General features: G+C 75.9%; 13 protein-coding genes. 7 read left to right on the forward strand and 6 right to left on the reverse strand.

The window, feature by feature from the left end; all coding sequences use genetic code 11:
- Positions 1-79 precede the first annotated feature (79 nt).
- Genes ACFZBD_RS18565 through ACFZBD_RS18575 form a run of 3 tightly spaced genes read right to left on the reverse strand, consistent with a single transcriptional unit; the run spans position 80 to position 2489 of the window.
- Positions 80-1285, reverse strand: a complete 1206-nt coding sequence (locus ACFZBD_RS18565) for an asparaginase domain-containing protein (protein WP_391140656.1) — start codon at positions 1283-1285, stop codon at positions 80-82.
- On the reverse strand, positions 1285-1590 hold the full coding sequence (locus ACFZBD_RS18570) for a chorismate mutase (protein WP_391140657.1): 306 nt from the start codon (positions 1588-1590) through the stop codon (positions 1285-1287). The genes ACFZBD_RS18565 and ACFZBD_RS18570 overlap by 1 nt, the downstream gene beginning before the upstream one ends.
- Before the next feature lie 11 nt (positions 1591-1601).
- Positions 1602-2489, reverse strand: coding sequence for a helix-turn-helix domain-containing protein (locus ACFZBD_RS18575; protein WP_391140658.1), 888 nt, complete (start codon positions 2487-2489; stop codon positions 1602-1604).
- A gap of 133 nt (positions 2490-2622) precedes the next feature.
- Here ACFZBD_RS18575 and ACFZBD_RS18580 point away from each other — a divergent pair, with 133 nt between their 5' ends.
- Entirely contained in the window at positions 2623-4500 is a 1878-nt protein-coding gene (locus tag ACFZBD_RS18580; RefSeq protein WP_391140659.1) for a beta-galactosidase, read from the forward strand.
- A gap of 182 nt (positions 4501-4682) precedes the next feature.
- Here ACFZBD_RS18580 and ACFZBD_RS18585 read toward each other — a convergent pair whose 3' ends face one another.
- The gene (locus ACFZBD_RS18585) at positions 4683-5465 is read right to left on the reverse strand and encodes a trypsin-like serine protease (protein ID WP_391140660.1); all 783 of its coding nucleotides are present in this window, start codon (positions 5463-5465) and stop codon (positions 4683-4685) included.
- A gap of 156 nt (positions 5466-5621) precedes the next feature.
- On the opposite strand from ACFZBD_RS18585, the gene ACFZBD_RS18590 reads away from it, so the two are divergent.
- Positions 5622-6506: a hypothetical protein gene (locus tag ACFZBD_RS18590; RefSeq protein WP_391140661.1), complete on the forward strand. Its 885-nt coding sequence runs from the start codon at positions 5622-5624 to the stop codon at positions 6504-6506.
- Between the two features lie 140 nt (positions 6507-6646).
- The gene (locus ACFZBD_RS18595) at positions 6647-8389 is read left to right on the forward strand and encodes an ankyrin repeat domain-containing protein (protein ID WP_391140662.1); all 1743 of its coding nucleotides are present in this window, start codon (positions 6647-6649) and stop codon (positions 8387-8389) included.
- Between the two features lie 902 nt (positions 8390-9291).
- On the opposite strand, the gene ACFZBD_RS18600 is transcribed toward ACFZBD_RS18595, so the two are convergent.
- On the reverse strand, positions 9292-10188 hold the full coding sequence (locus tag ACFZBD_RS18600) for an SDR family oxidoreductase (protein ID WP_391140663.1): 897 nt from the start codon (positions 10186-10188) through the stop codon (positions 9292-9294).
- The gene (locus tag ACFZBD_RS18605; protein WP_391140664.1) at positions 10178-11041 is read right to left on the reverse strand and encodes an SDR family oxidoreductase; all 864 of its coding nucleotides are present in this window, start codon (positions 11039-11041) and stop codon (positions 10178-10180) included. The genes ACFZBD_RS18600 and ACFZBD_RS18605 overlap by 11 nt, the downstream gene beginning before the upstream one ends.
- Before the next feature lie 65 nt (positions 11042-11106).
- Between ACFZBD_RS18605 and ACFZBD_RS18610 the strand changes: the two genes are divergently transcribed.
- From ACFZBD_RS18610 to ACFZBD_RS18625, 4 genes are read left to right on the forward strand one after another with little or no spacing between them, the layout of a single operon-like run.
- Entirely contained in the window at positions 11107-11877 is a 771-nt protein-coding gene (locus ACFZBD_RS18610; protein WP_391140665.1) for an enoyl-CoA hydratase family protein, read from the forward strand.
- Positions 11874-12728 (forward strand): CoA-transferase, encoded by an 855-nt coding sequence (locus tag ACFZBD_RS18615; RefSeq protein ID WP_391140666.1) that lies wholly within the window; start codon positions 11874-11876, stop codon positions 12726-12728. Before ACFZBD_RS18610 ends, ACFZBD_RS18615 begins: the two co-directional genes overlap by 4 nt.
- On the forward strand, positions 12725-13459 hold the full coding sequence (locus tag ACFZBD_RS18620; protein WP_391140667.1) for a CoA-transferase: 735 nt from the start codon (positions 12725-12727) through the stop codon (positions 13457-13459). The genes ACFZBD_RS18615 and ACFZBD_RS18620 overlap by 4 nt, the downstream gene beginning before the upstream one ends.
- On the forward strand, positions 13459-14508 hold the full coding sequence (locus ACFZBD_RS18625) for a nitronate monooxygenase (RefSeq protein ID WP_391140668.1): 1050 nt from the start codon (positions 13459-13461) through the stop codon (positions 14506-14508). Before ACFZBD_RS18620 ends, ACFZBD_RS18625 begins: the two co-directional genes overlap by 1 nt.
- The last annotated feature ends 50 nt before the right edge of the window (positions 14509-14558 follow it).

The raw sequence follows: 14558 nt of genomic DNA on the forward strand, positions 1-14558 counted from the left end.
GCTGCCTGATGGGCGCGGGCGCGGGGAGGGGGGTCCGGGTACCCGTGAGGGGGGCGGCGGGGGCCCGGGGTGGCGGGTGTCAGGCCAGGCCGGTGCCGGTGAGGTGGGTGAAGGCGGCGGTGATGCGGGGGCGGTCGTAGCCCGCCGGTCCCGTGGCGCCGCTGGAGAGGAGGGCGTGCAGCAGGAGGCGGGCCTTGGCGGGGTCCAGGGGGCCGGCCGGGATGAGGCCGCGGCTGAGGACGTCGTGTTCGGAGCCGGGGCCGCGGTAGGTGTGGGTGAGGGTGTGGCCGGCGCCCGTGCGGGAGGCGAGGACGACGGGGATGCGGGCAGCGAGCCGCTCCAGGGGCTCGACCAGCCGGGTCGGGACGTGTCCGGCTCCGAAGGCGGCCAGGACCAGGCCGTCGAAGCGGTTCTCCAGGCCGTCGAGGAGTTCGCCGCGGTCCCCGAGGGAGAGGGTGACGAGGGCGACCCGTACCTCCGGGTCGAGCCGCAGGGGGCAGGGCGCCAAGGGGACCGCGGGCCGGAGCAGGATCCGGGGTTCGCCCTCGACGACGGAGCCGAGGGGGCCGGCGCCCGGCGAGGCGAAGGTGGCCACGGAGGTGGTGTGGGTCTTGCGGACGTGCCGGGCGGCGTGGATCTCGTCGGCGAACACGACGAGGACGCCGAGGTCACGGCAGGCCGGGTCGGCGGCCGCGGCGATCGCCGCCGCGAGGTTGGCGGGGCCGTCGGCGCCGGGGAGGTCGGGCCGGCGCATGGCTCCGGTGACGACGACCGGTTCGCTGGTCGGGCACAGCAGGTCGAGGAGGAACGCGGTCTCCTCCAAGGTGTCGGTGCCCTGGACCACGACGACCCCGGAGCCCTCCGCCACGGTGCGGCGCACCTCGTCGGCGAGGGCGGCGAGGTCGTCGAAGGAGAGGGAGGAGCTGGGGAGGCGGCGGAAGTCGCGCAGCCGGACGTCGGGCCCGCCGGCCGTACCGGAGGCGGGGCTCGCCGTACCGGCCGGGGTGCTGGAGGCGGGGCTGCCCGTACTGGCCGTACCGGAGGCGGGGATCGCCGCACTCGCCGTACCGGAGGCGGTGCTCGCCGCACCCGCCGGGGTGCCGGAGGCGGGGCTGCCCGTACTGGCCGTACCGGAGGCGGGGATCGCCGCACCCGCCGTATCCGCCGTACCGGTCGTGTCGGCGAGTCCCAGGCCTGCCAGGACCTCCGTGCCCGTCATCCGCGTCGCGGTGCCGCCTCGTGCGGAGATCGTCCCGCCCAGCGTGAAGACCGTGACGAGGCCCATCAGCGCGTGCCGTCAGCGATGGTCTCGTGGTGGCGGATGACCTCCGCGATGATGAAGTTCAACAGCTTCTCGGCGAACGCCGGGTCCAGTTTCGCGTTCTCGGCCAGCTCGCGCAGCCGGGTGATCTGGCGGGCCTCGCGGTCCGGGTCGGCGGGCGGCAGCTGGTGCTCGGCCTTGAGGACGCCGACCTGCTGGGTGCACTTGAAGCGCTCGGCGAGCATGTGGACGACCGCCGCGTCGATGTTGTCGATGCTCTCGCGCAGCCGGTTCAGTTCCGCTCGTACGGTCTCGTCGATCTCGCTCATGAGCAGCGAGCTTAGACCGACCGGGAGCCGATCGTCGGTGGGTGGTCGGGATCCGGGACGCGGTTGCTCCAGCCGCCCGGCACGGTCCTGCCCTGCTGTTCGCGGAAGCGGACGGGGGCGGTGCCGACCCGGCGGGTGAAGAGCCGGGAGAAGTAGGCCGGGTCGTCGTAGCCGACGCGGCGGGCGACCGCGGCGACGGGCAGGTCGGTGGCGGCGAGGAGCTCCTTGGCGCGGCCGAGGCGCAGGGAGAGGAGGTAGTCCTTGGGGCTGCATCCGGCGGCCCGGCGGACGGCGGTGCGCAGTTCGGTGGGCGTCATGCCGTGCCGGGCGGCGTGCTCGGCGACGGACAGGGGCCGGAAGGCGTCGCGGGCGAGGGCGGTGAGGACGGGGTCGCCGTCGGCGTTGGTGTCGGCGCGGGAGCGGCGCAGGGCGACGAGGAGTTCGTGGACGGCGGCACCGGTCTCGACCTCCAGGAGGGGGTTGCCGTGTCGTGCCGCGCGGACGATGCGGCCGATGGCGGCCCGGGCCGCGGCGGCGTCGGAGAGCGGGACCACGGGCCGGTCGGGCTCGATGTAGCCGAGTTCGGTGTAGGTGGCGGTGGCGGGTCCGGCGAAGTCGACGAAGGACTCGTCCCAGCCGGTTCCGGGGTCGGCGGAGTAGTGGTGGGGCACGCCGGGGGTGAGCCAGATCAGGGCGGGCGCGGTGACGGTGGTGCGGCGGCCGTCGGTGCCGAGGTACCAGCCGCTGCCCGCGCTGACGACGACGGCGACGTGGTGGTCGAGGGTGCGCGGGCCGACGGTGGGGAGGGCGCCGTGCTGCAGGCCGACGCCGAGGCAGACGAGCCCGAGGCGGTGGTGGACCGGGCTGGGCGTGAAGTAGCGCATCCAGGTGTGGTACATCGGGCCCACGCCTCCCTCTGACGTCTCCGCGGCCGGCGCCCTTCTCCCCCGCCCGGGCCGGCTCTCCTTGCGTCCAATCAGCGACGATCTTTGTCCATGGACCCGTCCGCCGCCAGAGGGCGAGGGTGAGGGCATGAGCACGTTCGCTGTGGGTGACGAGGATTTCCTCCTGGACGGGCGGCCGGTCCGGCTGCTGTCGGGGGCGCTGCACTACTTCCGGGTGCACGAGGGGCAGTGGGAGCACCGGCTGGGGATGCTCCGCGCGATGGGGCTCAACTGCGTCGAGACGTACGTTCCGTGGAATCTGTACGAGGCGGAGCCGGGCCGGTACGGGGACGTGGCGGCGCTCGGCCGCTTCCTGGACGCGGTGGAGCGGGCCGGTCTGTGGGCGATCGTGCGGCCGGGCCCGTACATCTGCGCCGAGTGGGAGAACGGCGGGTTCCCGCACTGGCTGACGGGCCGGCTGGGGCGGCGGGTGCGGACCGAGGACGCCGCGTACCTGGCGCATGTGGACCGCTGGTTCGGGGTGCTGCTCCCGCAGGTGGTGGAGCGGCAGATCGACCGGGGCGGCCCGGTGGTGCTGGTGCAGGTGGAGAACGAGTACGGGAGCTACGGCTCCGACCAGGGCTATCTGCGCCATGTGGCGGAGCTGCTGCGGGGGCTGGGGGTGAGCGTGCCGCTGTTCACCTCGGACGGGCCCGAGGACCACATGCTGACCGGCGGTTCGGTGCCGGGCGTCCTCGCCACGGCGAACTTCGGCTCGGGGGCGCGGGAGGCGTTCGCGGCGCTGCGGCGGCACCGGCCGTCGGGGCCGCTGATGTGCATGGAGTTCTGGTGCGGCTGGTTCGACCACTGGGGTACGGAGCGTTCCGTCCGGGACGCCGGGGACGCGGCGGTGGTGTTGCGGGAGATCCTGGAGTGCGGGGCGTCGGTCAATCTGTACATGGCGCACGGGGGGACGAACTTCGCGGGCTGGGCGGGGGCGAACCGGGCCGGCGTGCTGCACGAGGGGGAGCTGCGGCCGACGGTGACCTCGTACGACTACGACGCGCCGGTGGACGAGGCGGGGCTGCCGACGGAGAAGTACTGGCGGTTCCGCGAGGTGCTCGCGGCGTTCGCGCGGGAGCCGCTGCCGGAGGTTCCGGAGCCGCCGCGGCGGATCGCGGGCCCGGCGGGCTCGGCCCCGGTCGAGTGGGCGCCGCTGCCGGAGGTCCTGGAGGTCCTCGGCGACGCGGAGTGGAGCGGTCCGCTGCCGCCGTCCTTCGAGGAGCTGGGGGTGGACCGGGGGCTGGTCCGCTACCGCCTGGAGATCCCCGGTCCCCGGCAGCCGTATCCCCTGTCCGTCACCGGGTTGCGCGACCGGGCGGTGGTGTACGTGGACGGGGCGCGGGCGGGGGTCCTGACGGCGGAGGACGCGGAGCTCGCGGAGCCGGTGGCCGGGCCGGCGGTGGTGGAGCTGTGGGTGGAGTCGCTGGGCCGGGTGAACTACGGGCCGCGCCAGGCGGAGTCCAAGGGGATCACGGGCGGGGTGCGGCACGAGCGGCAGTACGTGCACGGGGTGCGGGCGCGGGGGCTGCGGCTCGACGCCTTCGACGCGCCGGCGGTCGGGAAGGTGCCGTTCCGGCCGGTGACCGGGGGCGGGGCGGAGGGGGCCGCCGGGGTCGCGGCGGCCGGGGCGGGGCCGGGCGGGGCGGGTTCGGGTGGCGGGGCAGAGAGGGCGGCCGGCGTCGCGACGGGCGGGGCGGGTTCGGGTGGCGGGGCCGGGGTGGGGCCCGGGCTCTACCGGGCGGTGGTGGAGGTGGCCGGGCCGGCGGGTGACGCGGCGCTGTCGCTGCCGGGCTGGGGGCGCGGATTCGTCTGGGTCAACGGCTTCTGCCTGGGCCGGTACTGGAACATCGGCCCGCAGGACTCGCTGTACACCCCCGGGCCGGTGCTGCGGGAGGGCGCCAACGAGGTGTGGATGCTGGAGCTGGAGGGCGGCGGTCCCGCGCCCCGGGTGGAGCTGGCGTAGCGGGCGGAGGCGGCGCGGAGGCCGGGGCTCCGGGCACGGCCCGGGGCGCGGAGGCCTGGGGTCCGGGGGCCGCGGTCCGGGTGTCACGGGCCGGCGCGGGCGCCACGGCGCGCGTACGCCCGGGGGCGGGCCCAGCCCCCGGGCGTACGGGTCATGCCGATGAGGCGTCGGGGGACGACGCGTCAGAGGGTGGCCGCGGCGGACTTGATGGCGGCGGCGAACGTCGACACCTCGGTGTAGACGCCGGGGTAGCCGGGCCGTGCGCAGCCCTCGCCCCAGCTCACGATGCCGACCTGGATCCAAGCGCCGGCGTTGTCGCGGCGGAACATCGGGCCGCCCGAGTCACCCTGGCAGGTGTCCACGCCGCCCTGGTTGAACCCGGCGCAGATCTCCTCGCCGGGCACCAGGTCACTGCCGTACGCCGACTGGCAGGAGGCGTCCGAGACGAACGGGACCGTCGCCTTGCGCAGGTACCGCTGCTGCGCGCCGCCCTCGCGGGTGGCGCCCCAGCCGGCGACCGTGAAGGTGCCGCTGTTGTACGCGGTCGTCTCGGCGATCTTGAGCGTGGGCACCGAGGTGATCGGCGAGGCGAGCTTGATCAGGGCCCAGTCCTTGCCCTTGCCGTTGTAGCCGGGGGCCTGGAGGACCTTGGTCGACCGGACCTTGACGGCGCTGCTGCTCTGCAGGTCCACGACTCCGGCGGTGGCGGTGATGCTGGTGTTGTTGCCGGAGCCGTTCACACAGTGGGCGGCGGTGAGCACGATCTGCGGGGTCAGCATCGAGCCGCCACAGCCCATGGAGAGCCTGACCATCCAGGGGAACTCGCCCTGGGCGGCGCGGGTGCCGCCGACGACGGGCGCCGGCGCGGCGGAGGCGGTGCTGGGCTGGAGGCTGACGGCGGCGAGGACGACGGCACCGGCGGCGGCGATTCTCTGAAGCGCGCGGACGATCCTGTTCTTCTGCAAGTGTCTGCCTTTCATGGGGGGTTGAGCCTTGATGGCATGAGCCCGTCAAGGCGTGGTCCGGATTATGGACAAGGCGTCGTGGGGGCCACAAGCACCTGTTTTCGGCCAGGCGAACGAAGCCCGGGGCCCCGTAGAGTGGGAGAAAGGGGGTCCGGCGTGCCGAACGGTAACGAAGTCGTCCACGGGTTTCCGCATCTCGACACGGTCCGCGCCGCGATCACCGCGTTGTACCGCCGACTGTCAGCGGACGGAGTAAGGCGGTACGCCACGAGCGTCGCCCCGACGGACGTGGCATTCGGGGAGGACGACGAGCTCCATACGGGGGCCCAGCGGGTCGCCGCGGCGCTGGTACGGCACCTGGGACTGCCGGGACTGCCCCGGGCGCGGATGGTCGTCAGCTTCCGCGCGATGGAGCACGCCGCGAGCGTCGAGCTGGCGGCCGGGCCGGAGTACTTCATCGAGCTGAACGACCGCTTCCGGCGGCACCGCAGGGACGTCGGGGCGGCGCTGGCCCACGAGATCACCCATGTGCTCCTGCACCGCCTCGACCTGGGCTTCCCCGACCCCGCCGAGAACGAGATCCTCACCGACGTCGTCACCACCTACCTGGGCGCCGGGTGGCTGCTGCTCGACGCCTTCCGGGAGGACGCGGTGTCGAGCCAGAAGCTGGGATACCTGACGCCGGAGGAATTCGGCTACGTCCTCGCCAAGCGCGCGGAGGTCTTCGGCGAGGACCCCTCGCCCTGGTTCACCAGCGTCGCGGGGTACGAGGCGTGGACGCGGGGCCGGGAACGGGCCGCCCGGGACGGACGGCGGCCGCCGCTGGAGGCGGCCGGCTGGGCGGCGCGGCACCGCTACGCCCTGGAGCGGCGCCACGGCACGGCGGGCGCGGGCGCGTCGTACGCCTTCGAGGGCACGGGCGGGTCGATGCGGGTCGCCTTCGCCTGCCCCGTCTGCTGGCAGCGGCTCCGGGTGCCGGCCGGGCGCCGGCTCCGGGCGAGGTGCCGCGTGTGCGGGACCGTCCTCGCCTGCGCGTCCTGACAGCGCGGGGCCTCGGACGGCCCGGCGGCCCGCTTACGGGCCACGGCGTGGCGGGCCCCGGCCGCGCGACACGCCGGGGCCCCGGGGGTGCGGGACGTAATTATTTGCGTCGTTCGGCCGGCCCGGGTGAGGGTCGGTGGATGAGCACGTTGTTCGAAGGGATCCACGACGGTGATGTCGACGCCGTCGTACGGGCGTTGCGGAGCGGGGAGCCGGCCGAGGCCGACCAGGACGGGGAGACCGCGCTGTACCGGGCCGCGCTGGCCGACGAGCCGGGGATCGTCCGGGTGCTGCTCGCCGCCGGGGCCGATCCCGCGCGGGGCGGTGGGGCGGAGGGCGGGGACCTGGCCCTGTGCGCGGCGGCCTGCGGCGGACACGCCGAGGTGGCGCGGGCGCTCCTCGCCGCCGGGGCGCGCCCCGACCAGGAGGAGGCGTACGGCTTCACGGCCATGGCGTGGGCCGTGCGGCTCGGCCACGCCGAGACCGTCCGGGTCCTCCTGGAGCACGGCGCGGACCCGGACCGGCCCGGACCCGACGGGCTGCCGCCGCTCGTGGCGGCCGCCCGCCGCGGATCCACGTCGAGCGTGCGGGCGCTCCTCGACCACGGCGCGGCCGCCCGGGAGGACGCGCTCCACGAGGCGCGCCGCTGGATCGGCGTGGACGTCGCGGGGGCCGTGCTGCGCGGGCTGCTCGACGCGTACGGCTCCCAGCCGTACGAAGCCGTCGTCCGCCGCGTACGGGAGGACGGCGGGATCACCGTCGTCGTCGACCTGCTGCGCCCGGACGGCACGCCGGGCAGCGGCAACGAACAGCAGACCGGCCACGCGGCGATCGCCACCCTCCTGGAGACCGCGCTCGGGATCCGCGTACCGCCCGAGGAACTGGCCGCGCGGGCCCTGCGGTGCGAGGACCCCGAACTCGACGACTGGACCGAGGCGGTGGCGGCGCTGGCCGGGCGCGGCGACGAGGAGACCTTCCGCGCGGCCGCGGCGTGGTGCGCGGCCGACGACGGCCTGCGGCGCGCTCTCGGCGCCTCCGTCCTGGGATCCCTGGAGGGCTTCACGGCCCCGTCCCTCGCCGTCCTGTGCCGCCTGGCGGCGGAGACGGCGAAGGGGGTGGGGGCCGCTGGCGGGACCCCGGCTTGGGACACCGCGCCCGGGCGGGTCGCCTCACCCGCGGGGGTGGGGGCCGCTGGCCGGACCCCGGCCTCGGACACCGCGCCCGGGCAGGTCGCCTCACCTACGGGGGTGGGGGCCGCTGGCCGGACCCCGGCCTCGGACACCGCGCCCGGGTGGGTCGCCTCACCCACGGCGGACACGGCGGACCCCGTGGCCCCCGCCGACCCGGCCGGGCGCGGCGGGCGGGAGCCCGCGCTGGCCGTGGTCACGGCGCTCGGGCGGGTCGCCTCACCCACGGCGGACGCGGCGGGGCCGGGCGGGGAGCCGAAGGGGCTGGCGGAGTTGTCGGCGTTCGCCGCGCATCCCGACGCCGAGGTGCGACGGGCGCTCGCGACCGCGCTCACCGGGCTCGTACCGGCCGGGCACGCGCCGGCGCTCGACATCCTCCTCGCGCTGAGCCGGGACCACGACTCCCGCGTACGGGACTGGGCGACGCTGGCCCTCGCGGAGGTGCCCGGGGACACGCCCGCCCTGCGGGAGGCGCTGGCGGCCCGGCTGGGCGACGCCGACCCGGACGTGGTCGCGGAGGCGGCCCGCGGCCTGGCGATGCGTCAGGACCCGCGCGCGACCGAGGCCCTGGCCGCCCTCCTCGCGGACGGCGCACGGGACGGCACGGCCCGCGAGACGGCCCTCGCCGCACTGGAGTTCGTCCGGGACGAGCGCGTCAGAAACCGGCTGGAGTGGACGAGCCCCCGATGCCGCTGACCGCGAGCCCGGCCCCCCGGCCGGATTCGCGCCGCCGGGTCCGCGGGACGGCCTTCGCCGTGCGGGATGAGCGCGTCAGGAATTGGGCTGGAGTGGACGGGGCCCCGATCCTGCTAACCGCGGGCGCGGTCCCCCCTGGCCGGGTCCGCGCCGCCGGGCCCGCGAGACGGCCCTCATCGCGCCGGAGTCCGTCCGGACCGACGCGCGCCGAGCTCGCGGGACGCCGCTCGGCGCACGGGAGCCCGTCCGGACCGGCGCGCGCCCGGCTCGCGGGACGCCGCTCGGCGCACGGGAGCCCGTCCGGACCGGCACGTCAGGAACCGGCTGGAGTTCACGGTGGCCCTGGTGCCGCTGACCGCGGGCGCGGTCCCCCGGCCGGGCCCGCGAGACGGCCCTCGCCGCGCCGGAGTCCGTCCGGACCGGCCGCGCGCCCGGCTCGCGGGACGCCGCTCGGCGCAGGGGAGCCCGTCCGGACCGGCACGTCAGGAACCGGCTGGAATGGACGGTGACCCTGGTGCCGCTGACCGCGGGCGCGGTCCCCCGGCCGGATTCACGCCGCCGGGCCCGCGAGACGGCCCTCACCGCGCCGGAGTCCGTCCGGACCGGCACGTAAGGAACCGGCTGGAGTGGACGGGGCCCCGGTGCCGCTGACCGCGGGCGCGACCCCGACGGCCGAGTCCCCACGACCGGGACCCCCAGCCAGGTCCGCACCGGGGCCGCGCCGCCACCGGCCCCGGCCCCGCGACCTGCACCACCCGGCCCGCCCCACCCCGCCCGGCCCGCGACGCGGCCTCTCCCGAGCCGAGTTCGCGGGTCGGGTGCGGTCCGCCCGCCCGGGGGGTACGCCCACACCCCCGCCCCGCACCACCCGCCCCCCCCCGCCCCGTACACGCCCCCTCGCCCTACACCCCGTACACCGCCCCCGGCGGCTCCGCCTCCCCCAGGAGCTTCAGGGCCGTCTCCCCGGCCTCGGCGGGGGTCCAGCGTGCGCCCTTGTCCGCCGTCGGGCCCGGGCGCCAGCCCTCCATGACGGTGATGCGGCCGGCCTCCGCCTCGAAGACCCGGCCGGTCACGCCGGCCGAGGCGGCCGAGCCCAGCCAGACGACCAGCGGGGAGACGTCCTCCGGGACGCCCGCCAGGTCCGCGAAGGCCTGTTCGGTCATCCGGGTCCTGGCCGCCGGGGCGACGGCGTTGACGTGGACCCCGTACCGGCCCGTCTCCGCCGCCGCGACCAGCGTCAGGCCGACGATCCCCGCCTTCGCCGCCGCGTAGTTCCCCTGCCCCACGCTCCCCAGCAGCCCCGCGCCCGAGGTCGTGTTGACGACCCGTGCGGCGACCGCGCGGCCCGCCTTGGCCTCGGCCCGCCAGTGGGCGGCGGCCTGCCGCAGCGGCAGGAAGTGGCCCTTCAGATGCACCCGCATGACGGCGTCCCAGTCGTCCTCGCCGAGGTTGACGAGCATCCGGTCACGCAGGAACCCGGCGTTGTTGACGAGGGTGTCGAGCCGTCCGTACGCGTCCAGCGCGGTGGCGATCAGCGAGGCCGCGCCCTCCTCCGTGGCGATGTCCCCGCCGTGGGCCACGGCGTCGCCACCGGCCGCCCGGATCTCCTCGACGACCCGCCGGGCCGGCGACCCGGCCGCGGATCCCTCCCCCGGGGCGCCGTCGAGCGCCACCCCCAGGTCGTTGACGACGACCTTCGCGCCCTCCGCCGCGAAGGCGAGGGCGTGGGCGCGGCCCAGCCCCCGTCCTCCGCCGGTCACGATCACGACCCGTCCCTCGCACATGCCCCTAGCGGCCATCTCGGCTCTCCCCGCTTCCCTTGTTGACGTTCGCGGCATCCAGGAAGGCGGGCCGCTCCCCGCCCCCGTGCACCAGCAGTGAGGCCCCCGAGACGTACGCGGCGCGTTCGGAGGCGAGGAAGACGGCGGCCTCGCCGACGTCCGAGGGCTCGGCGAGGCGGCCCAGCGGGACCGTCGCGCCGACGGCCGCGATCCCGGCCTCGTCGCCGTAGTGCAGATGGGACAGTTCGGTGCGGACCATGCCGAGGACGAGGGTGTTGACCCGGACGTGCGGGGCCCACTCCACCGCCATCGAGCGGGCCAGGTGCTCCAGGCCGGCCTTCGCGGCGCCGTAGGCGGCCGTGCCCGGTGACGGCCGGGTCCCGCTGACACTGCCGATCATGACGACCGAGCCGCGGGCCGCGCGCAGGGATCCGTACGCGGCGAGGGTGGCGGTCAGCGGCGCCGTCAGGTTGAGCGCGAGGACCCGCGCGTGGCGCGCCGCCTCGCCCGCGGCGCGGCCGCCCTCACCGCCACCACCGCCGCCACCGCCCTCAGCGCCGCCACCGCCTCCGCCGCCGTCGCCGTCGCCGTCGAGCAGCCGGTACGGCGTTCCCCCCGCGTTGTTGACCAGGACGTCGAGCCGTCCGTACCGCTCGGCGACGGCGGGGAAGAAGCCGGCGACCGCCGCCGGGTCCCGCAGGTCGAGCGGGGCGAACGCGGCCGCCCGGCCGCCGTCCTCCACCGGCGCGTCCGGTGGCCGGCGGGCGCAGACGACGACCCGCGCCCCGGCGCGCAGAAAGGCGCGGGCGATCCCGGCCCCCACCCCGCGCGTGCCGCCGGTGACGACGGCGACCCTCCCGTCCAGCTCCATCGGCTGCTACCTTCCTCAGCACGGTCACCTAACAAACGTTTGGTGGAAAGGTAGCTGATCCGCTCATGGGTGTCTCCACCTCACGCCCCGACAAGGGCGTCGCCGTCGTCACCGTCGACTTCCCGCCCGTCAACGCCCTCCCTGTGCGGGGCTGGTACGAGCTGGCCGACGCGGTCCGCACGGCCGGCCGCGACCCCGGGATCCGCTGCGTGGTCCTGGCCGCCGAGGGCCGCGGCTTCAACGCGGGCGTCGACATCAAGGAGATGCGGCGCGAGCACGGCAGCGGCCGGCACACGGCGCTCCTCGGCGCCAACCACGGCTGCGCCGAGGCCTTCGCGGCGGTGTACGGCTGCGAGGTGCCGGTCGTCGCGGCCGTGGGCGGCTTCTGCCTGGGCGGCGGCATCGGGCTCGTCGGCAACGCGGACGCGATCGTCGCCTCCGAGGACGCCACCTTCGGCCTGCCCGAGCTGGACCGGGGCGCGCTAGGCGCCGCCACGCACCTCGCCCGGCTCGTCCCGCAGCACCTGATGCGGGCGCTGTACTACACCTCCCGCACCGTCACCGCGGCCGAACTCCACGCCCACGGCTCGGTCTGGCGGGTCGTCCCGCGCGCCGGCCTCCTGGACGCCGCGCTCGGCCTGGCGCGGGAGATCGCCGCCAAGGACGGCTCCCTGATCCGGCTCGCCAAGGCGGCCCTCAACGGCATCGACCCGGTGGACGTCCACCGCAGCTACCGCTTCGAGCAGGGCTTCACCTTCGAGGCGAACCTCAGCGGTGTCGCGGACCGGGTCCGCGACACCTTCGGAACGCCCCGGACGGGCGAGGAGGCGTCATGACCGACAAGACGATGACCCCCGAGGAGGTGGTGGGCCGGCTGCGCAGCGGCATGACCCTCGGGATCGGCGGCTGGGGCTCCCGGCGCAAGCCGATGGCCCTGGTCAGGGCGTTGCTCCGGTCCGAGATCACCGATCTCACGGTGATCTCCTGCGGCGGTCCCGACGTGGGCCTCCTCGCCGCGGCCGGCCGGATCCGCAGGCTCGTCGCGCCGTTCGCGACCCTCGACTCCATCCCCCTCGAACCGCACTTCCGGGCCGCCCGCGAGTCCGGCGCCCTCCGGCTGACGGAGCTGGACGAGGCGATGTTCATGTGGGGTCTGCACGCGGCCGCCAACCGGCTGCCGTTCCTGCCCGTCCGGGCCGGTCTCGGCTCGGACGTGATGACGGTCAACCCCGAACTGCGCACGGTCCGCTCCCCCTACGCCGGCGACGACGGCGCGTTCGAGGAGTTCGTCGCCGTGCCCGCCCTGCGGATGGACGCGGCCCTGGTCCACCTCAACCGCGCCGACCGGCTCGGCAACGCCCGGTACCTCGGCCCCGATCCCTACTTCGACGACCTGTTCTGCGAGGCCGCCGACAGCGCGTACGTCTCCTGCGAGGAGATCGTGGACGGCTTCGCCGGCGCCGTCCCGCAGACCCTCCTCGTCGGCCGCCACAGCGTCACCGGTGTCGTCGAGACCCCGAACGGCGCCCACTTCACCTCCTGCGCGCCCGACTACGCCCGCGACGAGCCCTTCCAGAAGCTGTACGCGACCACTCCCTGGCCCGTGTTCGCGGCGCGCTTCCTCTCCGGGAAGAGCGAGGACGACTACCAGCAGGCGGTCCGCGCCTGGCACGAGGAGCAGCAGTGACCCCCACCACCGCCACCCGCGCCGAGTACTGCGTCGTCGCCTGCGCGGAGGCCTGGCGCGACAACGGCGAGGTCCTCGCCGCCGCCATGGCCCCCGTCTCCTCCGTCGGCGCCCGGCTCGCCCGCCGGTCCTTCGCCCCCGACCTGCTGGTCACCGACGGCGAGGCGATGCTCGTCGGCCCCGACGGGGAGGTGGAGGGCTGGCTGCCGTACCGCCGCCACCTCACCCTGGTCACCGGCGGAAAGCGGCACGTGATGATGGGCGCGAGCCAGATCGACCGGTACGGCAACCAGAACATCTCCTGTGTCGGCGACTGGTCGCGGCCCACCCGCCAGCTCCTCGGTGTGCGGGGCGCGCCCGTCAACACCCTGAACAACCCGGTGAGTTACTGGATCCCGCGGCATTCGCCCCGGGTCTTCGTCGAGCGCGTCGACATGGTCTGCGGCGTCGGCTACGACCGTGCGGCGGCGGCCGGGGCCGGCCGGTTCCACCGGATCCCCCGGGTCGTCACGGACCTCGCCGTCCTCGACTTCGAGACGCCCGGCCGGGCGATGCGGCTCGCCTCCCTCCACCCGGGCGTGACCGTGGACCAGGTCAGGGCGGCCACCGGCTTCGAGCTGGTGATCGGCGACGAGGTGCCGTACACCCGCGACCCGACCGCCGAGGAGCTGCGGCTGATCCGCGAGGAGATCGACCCGGCCGGGCTGCGCGACCGTGAGGTCAGGGCCTGATGGAGACCGCGCTGACCCGGCTGACCGGGGTCCGGCACCCGATCGTCCAGACCGGGATGGGCTGGGTCGCCGGGCCGCGGCTCGTCTCGGCCTCGGCGAACGCGGGCGCGCTGGGCATCCTCGCGTCGGCCACGATGACCCTCGACGAGCTGCGCGCCGCGGTCCGCGAGGTGAAGTCCCGTACCGACCGGCCCTTCGGGGTGAATCTGCGCGCGGACGCGGCCGACGCCGGGGAACGGGTGCGGATCCTCGTCGACGAGGGGGTGCGGGTCGCCTCCTTCGCGCTCGCCCCGTCGCGCGAGCTGATCGCGGGGCTGAAGGACGCGGGCGTGGTGGTGATCCCGTCGATCGGCGCCCGGCGGCACGCCGAGAAGGTCGCCGCGTGGGGCGCGGACGCGGTGATCGTGCAGGGCGGGGAGGGCGGCGGTCACACGGGCGAGGTGGCGACCGGCGTGCTGCTGCCGCAGGTGGTGGACGCGGTCGGCATCCCGGTGATCGCGGCCGGCGGCTTCCACGACGGGCGCGGTCTGGTCGCCGCGCTCTCCTACGGGGCGGCGGGGATCGCGATGGGGACGCGGTTCCTGCTGACCTCGGACTCGACCGTGCCCGACGCGGTGAAGGCGCGGTATCTGGCGGCTACGGTCAAGGACGTCACCGTCACCACGGCCGTGGACGGGCTGCCGCACCGGATGCTCCGTACGGAGATGGTCGCCGCGCTCGAACGCGCGGGGCGGCTGCGGGCGTTGGCGCAGGCGGTACGGCGGGCGGCGGGCTTCCGGCGGATGTCGGGCCTGTCGTGGCCGCGGATGGTCCGCGACGGGCTCGCGATGCGGCACGGCAAGGACCTGTCGTGGAGCCAGGTACTGCTGGCCGCGAACACCCCGATGCTGCTGCGGGCGTCCATGGTGGAGGGCCGTACGGACCTCGGGATCATGGCGTCCGGGCAGGTCGCGGGCGTGATCGAGGACCTGCCGAGCTGCGCGGAGCTGGTCCGCAGGGTGATGGCCGAGGCCGAGGACGTCCTCCGCGGCCTGCCCTCACCGGACTGAACTCCCCGCCGGGGGCGGCGGGGGTGCCCCGGCCGGGCCGGGAGCGCGCC

This window comes from Streptomyces sp. NPDC008121, assembly GCF_042957155.1.
Classification (GTDB): domain Bacteria; phylum Actinomycetota; class Actinomycetes; order Streptomycetales; family Streptomycetaceae; genus Streptomyces.

Bases quoted from the DNA above. Each gene is read 5' to 3' on its own strand.
- ACFZBD_RS18565 (WP_391140656.1), bottom strand. From the start codon at position 1,285: ATGGGCCTCGTCACGGTCTTCACGCTGGGCGGGACGATCTCCGCACGA.
- ACFZBD_RS18570 (WP_391140657.1), bottom strand. From the start codon at position 1,590: ATGAGCGAGATCGACGAGACCGTACGAGCGGAACTGAACCGGCTGCGC.
- ACFZBD_RS18575 (WP_391140658.1), bottom strand. From the start codon at position 2,489: ATGTACCACACCTGGATGCGCTACTTCACGCCCAGCCCGGTCCACCAC.
- ACFZBD_RS18580 (WP_391140659.1), top strand. From the start codon at position 2,623: ATGAGCACGTTCGCTGTGGGTGACGAGGATTTCCTCCTGGACGGGCGG.
- ACFZBD_RS18595 (WP_391140662.1), top strand. From the start codon at position 6,647: ATGAGCACGTTGTTCGAAGGGATCCACGACGGTGATGTCGACGCCGTC.
- ACFZBD_RS18600 (WP_391140663.1), bottom strand. From the start codon at position 10,188: ATGGCCGCTAGGGGCATGTGCGAGGGACGGGTCGTGATCGTGACCGGC.
- ACFZBD_RS18605 (WP_391140664.1), bottom strand. From the start codon at position 11,041: ATGGAGCTGGACGGGAGGGTCGCCGTCGTCACCGGCGGCACGCGCGGG.
- ACFZBD_RS18610 (WP_391140665.1), top strand. From the start codon at position 11,107: ATGGGTGTCTCCACCTCACGCCCCGACAAGGGCGTCGCCGTCGTCACC.
- ACFZBD_RS18615 (WP_391140666.1), top strand. From the start codon at position 11,874: ATGACCGACAAGACGATGACCCCCGAGGAGGTGGTGGGCCGGCTGCGC.
- ACFZBD_RS18625 (WP_391140668.1), top strand. From the start codon at position 13,459: ATGGAGACCGCGCTGACCCGGCTGACCGGGGTCCGGCACCCGATCGTC.